At 75.1% G+C, this 8,666-nt stretch carries 11 protein-coding genes and 1 pseudogene; 8 read left to right on the top strand and 4 right to left on the bottom strand.

Going from position 1 to position 8,666, the window contains the following annotated elements; genetic code table 11:
- Positions 1 to 183, top strand: a pseudogene (locus ETD83_RS43155) (hypothetical protein); the annotation flags it as partial.
- A 49-nt stretch (positions 184 to 232) separates the two neighbouring features.
- Here the strand turns inward: ETD83_RS43155 and ETD83_RS36270 are convergent.
- Positions 233 to 454 (bottom strand): EF-hand domain-containing protein, encoded by a 222-nt coding sequence (locus ETD83_RS36270; RefSeq protein WP_138649728.1) that lies wholly within the window; start codon positions 452 to 454, stop codon positions 233 to 235.
- Between the two features lie 117 nt (positions 455 to 571).
- Here ETD83_RS36270 and ETD83_RS36265 point away from each other — a divergent pair, with 117 nt between their 5' ends.
- The 4 genes from ETD83_RS36265 (at position 572) to ETD83_RS36250 (ending at position 2,920) form a co-directional block, all read left to right on the top strand.
- Positions 572 to 1,375 carry a glycerophosphodiester phosphodiesterase gene (locus ETD83_RS36265; RefSeq protein ID WP_138649727.1) on the top strand — a complete coding sequence of 268 codons (804 nt, stop codon included), beginning with the start codon at positions 572 to 574 and terminating at the stop codon, positions 1,373 to 1,375.
- A 222-nt stretch (positions 1,376 to 1,597) separates the two neighbouring features.
- Entirely contained in the window at positions 1,598 to 1,810 is a 213-nt protein-coding gene (locus ETD83_RS36260; protein WP_407921544.1) for a ClpP family protease, read from the top strand.
- Positions 1,807 to 2,421: an ATP-dependent Clp protease proteolytic subunit gene (locus ETD83_RS36255; RefSeq protein WP_138649725.1), complete on the top strand. Its 615-nt coding sequence runs from the start codon at positions 1,807 to 1,809 to the stop codon at positions 2,419 to 2,421. The genes ETD83_RS36260 and ETD83_RS36255 overlap by 4 nt, the downstream gene beginning before the upstream one ends.
- A gap of 154 nt (positions 2,422 to 2,575) precedes the next feature.
- On the top strand, positions 2,576 to 2,920 hold the full coding sequence (locus tag ETD83_RS36250) for an RNA polymerase-binding protein RbpA (RefSeq protein WP_138649729.1): 345 nt from the start codon (positions 2,576 to 2,578) through the stop codon (positions 2,918 to 2,920).
- 81 nt (positions 2,921 to 3,001) lie between these two features.
- Here ETD83_RS36250 and ETD83_RS36245 read toward each other — a convergent pair whose 3' ends face one another.
- Both ETD83_RS36245 and ETD83_RS36240 read right to left on the bottom strand, forming a co-directional pair.
- Complete coding sequence (locus ETD83_RS36245) at positions 3,002 to 3,679, bottom strand: response regulator (protein ID WP_138649724.1); 678 nt, start codon at positions 3,677 to 3,679, stop codon at positions 3,002 to 3,004.
- Positions 3,676 to 4,710 (bottom strand): sensor histidine kinase, encoded by a 1,035-nt coding sequence (locus ETD83_RS36240; RefSeq protein WP_205718065.1) that lies wholly within the window; start codon positions 4,708 to 4,710, stop codon positions 3,676 to 3,678. The genes ETD83_RS36245 and ETD83_RS36240 overlap by 4 nt, the downstream gene beginning before the upstream one ends.
- A 137-nt stretch (positions 4,711 to 4,847) precedes the next feature.
- Between ETD83_RS36240 and ETD83_RS36235 the strand changes: the two genes are divergently transcribed.
- From ETD83_RS36235 to ETD83_RS36225, 3 genes are read left to right on the top strand one after another with little or no spacing between them, the layout of a single operon-like run.
- Positions 4,848 to 5,777 (top strand): ABC transporter ATP-binding protein, encoded by a 930-nt coding sequence (locus tag ETD83_RS36235; RefSeq protein WP_138649722.1) that lies wholly within the window; start codon positions 4,848 to 4,850, stop codon positions 5,775 to 5,777.
- Complete coding sequence (locus ETD83_RS36230; protein WP_138649721.1) at positions 5,774 to 7,237, top strand: ABC transporter permease subunit; 1,464 nt, start codon at positions 5,774 to 5,776, stop codon at positions 7,235 to 7,237. The genes ETD83_RS36235 and ETD83_RS36230 overlap by 4 nt, the downstream gene beginning before the upstream one ends.
- Positions 7,234 to 8,031 carry an ABC transporter permease subunit gene (locus ETD83_RS36225; protein ID WP_138649720.1) on the top strand — a complete coding sequence of 266 codons (798 nt, stop codon included), beginning with the start codon at positions 7,234 to 7,236 and terminating at the stop codon, positions 8,029 to 8,031. The genes ETD83_RS36230 and ETD83_RS36225 overlap by 4 nt, the downstream gene beginning before the upstream one ends.
- A gap of 18 nt (positions 8,032 to 8,049) precedes the next feature.
- Here the strand turns inward: ETD83_RS36225 and ETD83_RS36220 are convergent, their stop codons facing one another.
- Positions 8,050 to 8,580, bottom strand: coding sequence for an FxsA family protein (locus tag ETD83_RS36220; protein ID WP_138649719.1), 531 nt, complete (start codon positions 8,578 to 8,580; stop codon positions 8,050 to 8,052).
- Positions 8,581 to 8,666: the final 86 nt, after the last annotated feature.

The raw sequence follows: 8,666 nt of genomic DNA, 5'->3' as shown, positions 1-8,666 counted from the left end.
CCCGACGCCTACCCCGCCGCCGACCTGCCCACCGCCAGCGAGGTCCTGGCGTCCCTGCGGCTCCCGGACGACGAATGGGACGTGCTCTACAGCGCCGAGCACGAACGCGTCCAGACCGCTCCGGACGGACGCGTCATGACCCGCACCGACAGCACCGTCAAGGTCCGCCGCCACCCGGCCTGACCGCCCCGCCCCGGCCGTCCGGAAGCGGGCCGCCATCAGGTCCCGTCCTTCAGCGGCCGGCGGTCCGCTCCATCAGCGCGGTGAACTCCGCCAGCGAGATCTTGCCGTCGCCGTTGGCGTCGGCGGCCACGACCACCTCCACCGCCCGGGTATCGGTGATGTCCTGCCCGAGCCTGCTCATCAGGTTCTTCAGCTCGGCCGTCGAGATGTACCCGTCGCCGTCCACGTCCACGAGCTCGAACGTCGCCCGGTACTCGTTCACGTCCGCCATCGGCCTGCTCCCTCGGTGATCGACTGCCGGGGCCGACCGTAGCACCGGACGTCACCCGCCCGGCGCCTTTACGTAGTAAGGTCCAGGGTGACCGCGCGGTCGGCCATAATCGGACGGGTGCGCCGCTCGTACGAGTTCCTCGACCATCCCGGCCCGATCGCCTTCGCCCACCGCGGCGGCGCGGGCGGGCGGCCCGAGAACTCCATGGCCGCGTTCCAGCGCGCCGTCGACCTCGGCTACCGCTACCTGGAGACCGACGCGCACGCCACCGCCGACGGCGTCGTCGTCGCGTTCCACGACCGCACCCTCGACCGCGTCACCGACCGCAAGGGCACCATCGCCCAGCTCCCCTACGCCGAGGTCGCCAAGGCCCGCATCGGCGGCAGCGAGCCCATCCCCCGCCTGGAGGAGCTGCTCGGCTCCTTCCCGGCCGCGCGCGTCAACATCGACCTCAAGGACGCCCCCGTCATCGGCCCCCTCGCCGCGGCCCTGCACCGCACCCGGGCGTGGGACCGGGTGTGCATCACGTCCTTCTCCACCCGGCGCCTGGCCCAGATGCGCGCCCGCCTGCCCCTGTTCACCGACCGCGACGTGTGCACGGCACTGGGGCCCCGCGGCGTGATGGCGCTGCGCGCCAAGTCCTACGGCGGCCCGGCCGCCAAGCTCATCCGCCTGGCCGCGACGGGCGTGGCCTGCGCGCAGGTCCCCTACGGCCTGGGCCGCCTGCCGTTCGTCACCGAGTCGTTCATCGCCCGCGCCCACGAGCTGGGCCTGCAGGTCCACGCCTGGACGGTCAACGACCGCGCCGACATGGAACGCCTCCTGGACCTCGGCGTCGACGGCATCATGACCGACGAGCTCATCACCCTCCGCGACGTCATGGCCTCCCGCGGCCAATGGCCCGGCCCCGCCGCACCCTAGCCAGACCGCCCCGGCTGGTATCCGGCGCGAGATGCCGACGAGAGGCGGAAGGCAGCGGCTCGCGGCATCGCAGGGTGGCGCGGCAGCGGCGTCATGGCGGGCGATACCCGTGACGCAGGCGCCAGCGATGTTCATTGATCTCGTGCAGGGAATGGCGCACGGCGGCGGGCCGGGCCCGGCGGTCGGGCGGGAACGGCTGAGACATAATTCGTCCCGAACGACATATCCACGGTCGCGATGGGCATGGCCGCGTCCATGGGACAGACGTTGCTGCACGCCGGGACGCGGGGCAAGCGGTACGCGCTGCGGCGCGCGCGCGTGATGATGCACCAGCCGCACGGCGGGAACCGCGACGCCTGGTTCACCGCCGGGCAGGCGCGCGGCCACGGTTTCGTCGACCACGTCATCGACAGCACCGACCGGGCGGGCACATGACACGGACGGAACGGTCAGAACGGCGCTACCTCGTCCCCCAGTTCGAGGAGCAGACCACCTACGGGCGCAAGGACACCGACCCCTACAACAAGCTCTTCGAGGACCGGATCGTGTTCCTCGGCGCGCCGGTCGACGACACCAGCGCCAACGACGTCACCGCGCAGCTGCTGGCGCTGGAGGGCATGGACCCCGACCGGCCCATCGCCCTCTACATCAACTCGCCGGGCGGGTCGCTGACGGCGATGCTCGCGATCTGCGACACGATGCGCTACGTCCGGCCCCCGATCGAGACGACCTGCGTCGGGCAGGCCGGGTCGGCGGCGACGGTCCTGCTCGCGGCGGGCTCGCCGGGCCGCCGGGCCGCGCTGACCGGCGCGCGGATCCTGCTGCACGAGCCGGCGATCGAGGTGGCCCGCGGCCACACCACCGACCTGGACATCCACGCCCGCGAGGTGCTGCGGCTGCGCGCCCAGACCGAGGCGATCGTGGCGGAGGCGACCGGCAAGGACCCCGGGACCGTCCGCCGCGACCTGGACCGGGAACGGTACTTCACCGCCGCCGAGGCCAAGGACTACGGGTTGATCGACGAGGTCCTCACCTCCCGCCGCTGACGCCCCTCCAGGGGCCGCCACGGGGGCCGCCATAGGGGCGCGGCCCGGTGCGGACGCAAACGACAGGGTTGGATCATCATGGCCCGGGGAATCTTGTCGTGGGATTCAGCGTTGGTCAGAGCAAGACCGCAAGCCGTCTGGGAGGCACGTGACGATGGCCGAGCGCGCACTTCGCGGCACCCGACTCGGAGCGACGAGCTACGAGAACGATCGCAACACCGATCTGGCCCCTCGGCAAGAGGTGGACTACACCTGCACGAAGGGCCACCGGTTCACCGTGACGCTCGCCGCCGAGGCCGAGGTGCCGATGACCTGGGAATGCCGCAACTGCGGCGCCACGGCCCTGCGGGTCGACGGGGAACTGCCGCAAACGAAGAAAGGCAAACCGCCGCGCACGCACTGGGACATGCTCATGGAGCGCAGGACGCTCGAAGACCTTGAGGAGGTTCTTGCGGAGCGGCTGGAGATCCTGCGCGCCGGGCGCAGGAAGTCCGCGTGAGCGGCTGACATTCAGCGGATCGGGCCCGTACCGGCGACGGTACGGGCCCGGCCCATGTCCGGACCGGTCCCGATCTTCGGGTCAGCGGCCCGAGCGGGGCCGGACGAGACCGCTCTCGTAGGCGGCCACGACGGCCTGCACGCGGTCGCGCAGCCCCAGCTTGCGCAGGATGCGGCTGACGTGGGTCTTCACCGTCTCCTCCCCCACGACGAGCCGCGCCGCGATCTCGGCGTTGGCGAGGCCCTCGGCGACCAGGCGGAGCACGTCGGTCTCGCGGGGCGTCAGCGCGTCCAGCCCGTCCGGGCCGCCGGCGGGACGTGACGGCGGGCGCGGGCGGAGCCGGGCGAACTCCCCGATCAGGCGGCGGGTGACGGCCGGCGCGAGCAGCGCCTCCCCCGCCGCGACGACCCGCACGGCGTCGAACAGCCGCTCGGCGGTGACGTCCTTGAGCAGGAACCCGCTGGCCCCGGCGACGAGGGCGTCGTAGACGTGCTCGTCCAGGTCGAACGTGGTGAGCATCAGGATCCGCGGGGCGTCCGGTCCGGCGGCGATGCGGCGGGTGGCCTCGATGCCGTCCATGACGGGCATCCGCACGTCCATCAGCACGACGTCGGGCCGGTGCTCGGCGCAGGCGCGGACCGCGGCGGCGCCGTCGGCGGCGGTGCCGACGACGGCCAGGTCGGGCTGGGTGCCGAGCAGCGCCCCGAACCCGGCGCGGACCACCTCCTGATCGTCGGCCACCACCACACGGACCGTCATGATTCCGCCACGGTCGGCAATGCCGCCTCGACCAGGAACCCGCCGACCGGGCCGGGGCCGGTGCGCAGGTCGCCGCCGACGGCCGCGGCGCGCTCGCGCATGCCGAGCAGTCCGTGCCCGGCATCGCCGCCCACCGGTCCCGGCCCGTTGTCGCGGACGCTGACGCGCAGCACGCCGGGCGCGTAGTCGATGCCCACGTCCACGGCGGCGCCGGGCGCGTGCCGGCGGGCGTTGGTGAGGGCCTCCTGGACGATCCGGTAGGCGGCCAGTTCCACCCCCGGGTCCAGGACGGCGACGCCGCCGCGGACGATCAGCCGGACGCTCGCGGCGCCGGACTCGCGGGTCTCGTCGATCAGGTCCAGGAGCTGCTGCAGGCCGGGCTGGGGGCGGCGGGTGGGCTCGGCGCCGGCGTCCTCGCGCAGCACGCCGAGCAGCCGCCGCATCTCGGTGAGGGCCGTCCGGGCGGTGTCGCCGATGGCCAGCAGCCGCTCGGCGCCCTCGTCGGGCATGCCCGGGACGGCCAGCCGCGCCGTCTCCGCCTGAACGGAGATCATCGAGATGTGGTGGGCGACGACGTCGTGCAGCTCGCGCGCGATGCGGGCCCGCTCCCCCCGCGCGGTGTGCTCCAGCAGGGTGCTCTCGAACGCGCGACGGGAGGCGTCCAGCGCGGCGGCGTCGGCACGGCGGCGCAGCACCCGGCGGCGGACGAGCACGGACCAGACCGTGACGAGCGCGACGAGGGCCGCGACGGCCGCGCCTCGGTGCAGCACGCACGCGGCCGGCGCCGCGACGGTGATCGCGACGGCGGCGGCGGTGACGCGGTCGCGGGCCAGGACGAGCGGGAGCGTCGCGCACACGTCCACCACGATGGCCAGCGGCAGCGCCGCTCCCGGCCCGCCGGTGCGGTACACCGCCTCGGCCGTTCCGGCCAGCGCCAGCAGGCCCCCCACGACGGGCCACAGACGCGCAGGTGACAGGCCGGGCCACCGCATACGGTGCCCGCCGCCCCGTCCCGTGCCGCTCCGCCCCACGCACGCCATTGTGGCGTGGACGGCGGCGCGGCGGCGTCCCTCCCCGGAGGGACGCGCACGTCCCCCGCGTCCCGCCGCCGGAAACGGCTCTCCGGCGGGATGCCCCGGCGCCGCGCGGGTCCGTAGCCTCCCGGAACATGGACGCAACCATCGAAGTGCGGGGCCTGCGCAAACGGTTCGGGCCGACCGTCGCCGTGGACGACCTGTCGTTCACCGCGGGTCCGGGGCGGGTCACCGGGTTCGTCGGCCCCAACGGCGCCGGCAAGTCCACCACCATGCGGATGATCATGGGCCTGGACCGGCCCGACGCGGGCACCGCGCTGGTCGGCGGGAGGCCCTACCGGTCGCTGCGGACGCCGCTGTGCAAGCTCGGGGCGATGCTGGACGCGTCCGCGGTGCACCCGGCGCGCCGGGCCCGCGACCATCTGCTGTGGCTCGCGCACGCCAACGGGCTTCCGGCCCGGCGGGTCGACGAGGTGATCGAGCTGGCGGGGCTGGGAGGCGCGGCCCGGCGCCGCGCCGGCGGGTTCTCGCTCGGCATGCGGCAGCGGCTCGGGATCGCGGCCGCGCTGCTCGGCGACCCGCCCGCGCTGATGTTCGACGAGCCCGTCAACGGCCTGGACCCCGAGGGGATCGCGTGGATGCGGGGGCTGCTGCGGTCGCTGGCCGCCGAGGGCCGGGCGGTGCTGGTGTCCAGCCACCTGATGGGCGAGCTGGAGGGCGGCGCGGACCATCTGGTGGTGATCGGCCGGGGCCGCCTGATCGCCGACACCGCCGTCCAGGACCTGCTGGAGGCCGCGTCCGCCGGACGGGTCGAGCTGCGCACCGCCCGGCGGCAGGAGGCGATGACCGCGCTGGCGCACGCGGGCGCCACCGTCACCGCGACCGGACGGGACGCGGTGACCGTCACGGGCCTGACCACCGAACGGATCATCACCCTGCTCACGGGGGCCGGGGTGGCGTTCACCGGCATCGCCGAGCACCGGGCGTCGCTGGAGGAGGCGTACATGGAGCTGACCAAGGACGCGGTGGAGTTCCAGGCCGTGACCGGGCGGGAGGCGCCGTGACCCCCGCCAAGCCCGCCGGGGCCGCCACGGCGGAGCCGTACCGCAGCACCGTCCAGGCGGAGGCACGTGACGGGTTCGGGCGGCTGCTGATCGCCGAATGGACCAAGCTGCGGACCGTCCCGCGCTGGACGCTGACCCTCCTCGCGGCGGTCTTGATCACGGTCGTGGTGGCGCTGCTGACGGCCGCGGGCACCGAGTCCAGCGGCTCCGGGGACCGGCCGGTCGACTCCGCCCGGCGGCAGATCATCGACCTGGGCCACTACACCTACCTGCCCCTCGGCGGGGACGGCTCGGTCGTCGCGCGCGTCACGTCCCAGCAGGGCGGCGGCGGGTGGGCGAAGGCCGGTCTCATGATCAGGGGCAGCGCGGAGCGCGCCACCCCCTACGCGGCGCTGATGGTGACGCCGGGGCACGGCGTCCGGCTGCAGACCGGCTACAAGGGCGACGGGGCGGGCGGCGGCGCGGGCTCGGCGCCGCGCTGGCTGAAGCTGACCCGCGCGGGCGCGACCGTGACCGGCTACGAGTCGGCGGACGGGCGCGGCTGGCGCCGCGTCGGGTCGGTGCGGCTGAAGGGGCTGCCGCCGTCCGCGCTCGCCGGGATGTTCGTCGCCGCCCCGGACGAGACCAAGGTCCGGCGGATGTTCGGCGGGGAGAGCGTCGACGGGCAGCCCAGCGTCACGCGGGCCACGTTCGACCACGTGTCGGCGTCCCCGGCGCCGCCGGGTGCGCAATGGCGCGACCGCGCGTCGCCCGGCGGGCCCGCCGCCGACCCGTCGATGGACGGCCGCACCCAGGCCGGCGGGACGTTCACGCTCACCGGGTCGGGCGACGTCGGTCCCAACGAGTTCGCCGACGACACCACCAGGACGACCCTGACCGGCGTGCTGATCGGGCAGGCGGCGATCGTCGCGCTCGCGGTCCTGTTCGTCACCTCCGAGTACCGGCGCGGGATGCTGCGGACGACGTTCGCGGCGACGCCGCGGCGCGGCCGGGTGCTGGCCGCCAAGGCGGTCGTGGCGGGCCTCGCCGCGATGGCGGCCGGGCTCGCGGCGGCGTTCGGCGCGGTGCTGCTGGCCGCCCCGCTGCAGCGCTCGAACGGGCTGTCGCCGCCCTCGCTCGCGGACGGCGCCGTGCTGCGCGCGGTGCTCGGCACGGCGGCGCTGCTGGCCGTCGTCGCGGTGTTCACGGTGGCCGTCGCGGTGATCGTGCGGCGCAGCGCGCCCGCGATCACGGTCGTGCTGATGGTCCTGCTGCTGCCGCAGATCGTGGCGACCGGGCTGCCGCTGTCGGCGGCGCGGTGGCTGGAGCGGCTCACCCCGGCGGCCGGGTTCGCGATCCAGCAGACCGTCGTGCGGTTCGACCGGGCGATCGGCCCGTGGACCGGGTTCGGGGTGCTGTGCGCCTACGCGGCGGCGGCGATGGCGGCCGCGTTGTGGCTGGTCAGGAAGCGTGACACATGAGCGGGACGGGACGCGCGGTGCGGGCGGAGTGGACGAAGCTGCGGACGCTGCCGAGCACGGGTTGGCTGCTGCTGGCGCTGGCCGGGCTGACCGTCGCCGTGGGCGCGGCGGTGACCGGGTCGGTGGACACCTCGCACTGCACCAGCCCCGCCGGCTGCCAGGAGGACACGGTGAGGCTGGCGCTGTCGGGCGTCCGGCTGGGGCAGGTCGCGGCGGTCGTCCTCGGGGTGCTGGCGGTCGGCGGGGAGTACGCGGCGGGGACGATCGCCGCGACGCTGGCGGCGGTGCCGCGCCGCGGGACGGTGCTGGCCGCGAAGGCCGCCGTGGTCGCGGGCGCCGTCGCCGCGGCGGGCACGGCCGGGGTGCTGGCGTCGCTGGCGGCCGGCCGGGGCCTGCTGACCGGCAACGGGTTCACCGCCGCGAACGGGTACCCGCCGCTGTCGCCGCTGGACGGCCCCACGGCGCGGGCGGCGGTCGGGACCGTCCTGTACCTGGTGCTGGTGGCGCTGCTGGCGCTCGGGGTGGGGACGGCGCTGCGGGACCAGGCGGCGGCGATCACGGCGGTGCTGGCGCTGCTGTGGATCGTCCCGGTCGTCGTCCAGTTCGTCGGGGACGAGGCGTGGCGGGACCGGCTGGTGAAGTTCGCGCCGATGCCCGCGGGGCTGGCCGTCCAGGCGACGCGGAACCTGGACCGGCTGCCGATCGGGCCGTGGCCCGGCCTCGGCGTGCTGGCCGTGTACGCGGCGGCGGCGTTGCTGGCCGGAGCGGTGCTGTTCGCCGTCCGCGACGCCTGACACGCCCGGGCTGGAAGATCAGGTGCGGGACGGGGAGTCGTCCTCGTCGATGACCTCGCCGCGGACGACCGGTCCCGGCGGGGTCTCGACGCGGCCGGCACCGCGCCCTTGGCCGAACGGGTCGAACCCGGCGGCGAAGCGCGGCGGGAACGCCGTCCCGGACGCCGCCCGCTGCTCGGCGGCGCGCATCCGCCGCGACGCGAACCGCGCCAGGACGCGGCGCACCAGCGGCCGGGTGAACGGCAGGACGAACGCGAAACCGAACACGTCGGTGACGAAACCGGGCGTCAGCAGCAGCACGCCCCCGGCCATGACCAGGGCGGCGTCGGCGAGTTCGCGGTCGGGCATGACACCGCGGCGCAGCGCCTCCTCCAGGGCGCGCCACGCGCGGCGGCCCTCGCGGCGGACGATCCAGCCGCCGAGCAGGCTCTCGGCGACCAGCAGGCCGACCGTGGGCCACGCCCCGATCACCCCGCCCACCTGGATGATCACGTAGATCTCCAGGACGGGCATCACCAGGAACGCCAGGACCAGTAGCAGCGGCAGCATGGCTCCATCTTCGGGTCGCGGGAAAATCCCCTCACCCCGTACAACGCCGGGACGCCCCCGAACGTTTCCCTCAGCGGCCCGGGGAG

This window comes from Actinomadura soli, from assembly GCF_005889715.1.
GTDB classification, from domain to species: Bacteria; Actinomycetota; Actinomycetes; order Streptosporangiales; family Streptosporangiaceae; genus Spirillospora; species Spirillospora soli.
This window is presented reverse-complemented; position numbering and strand designations above follow the sequence as displayed.

What these genes read in the sequence shown, in the direction of transcription:
- ETD83_RS36270 (WP_138649728.1), bottom strand. Translation starts at nt 454, where the DNA reads ATGGCGGACGTGAACGAGTACCGGGCGACGTTCGAGCTCGTGGACGTG.
- ETD83_RS36255 (WP_138649725.1), top strand. Translation starts at nt 1,807, where the DNA reads ATGACACGGACGGAACGGTCAGAACGGCGCTACCTCGTCCCCCAGTTC.
- ETD83_RS36250 (WP_138649729.1), top strand. Translation starts at nt 2,576, where the DNA reads ATGGCCGAGCGCGCACTTCGCGGCACCCGACTCGGAGCGACGAGCTAC.
- ETD83_RS36245 (WP_138649724.1), bottom strand. Translation starts at nt 3,679, where the DNA reads ATGACGGTCCGTGTGGTGGTGGCCGACGATCAGGAGGTGGTCCGCGCC.
- ETD83_RS36235 (WP_138649722.1), top strand. Translation starts at nt 4,848, where the DNA reads ATGGACGCAACCATCGAAGTGCGGGGCCTGCGCAAACGGTTCGGGCCG.
- ETD83_RS36225 (WP_138649720.1), top strand. Translation starts at nt 7,234, where the DNA reads ATGAGCGGGACGGGACGCGCGGTGCGGGCGGAGTGGACGAAGCTGCGG.
- ETD83_RS36220 (WP_138649719.1), bottom strand. Translation starts at nt 8,580, where the DNA reads ATGCTGCCGCTGCTACTGGTCCTGGCGTTCCTGGTGATGCCCGTCCTG.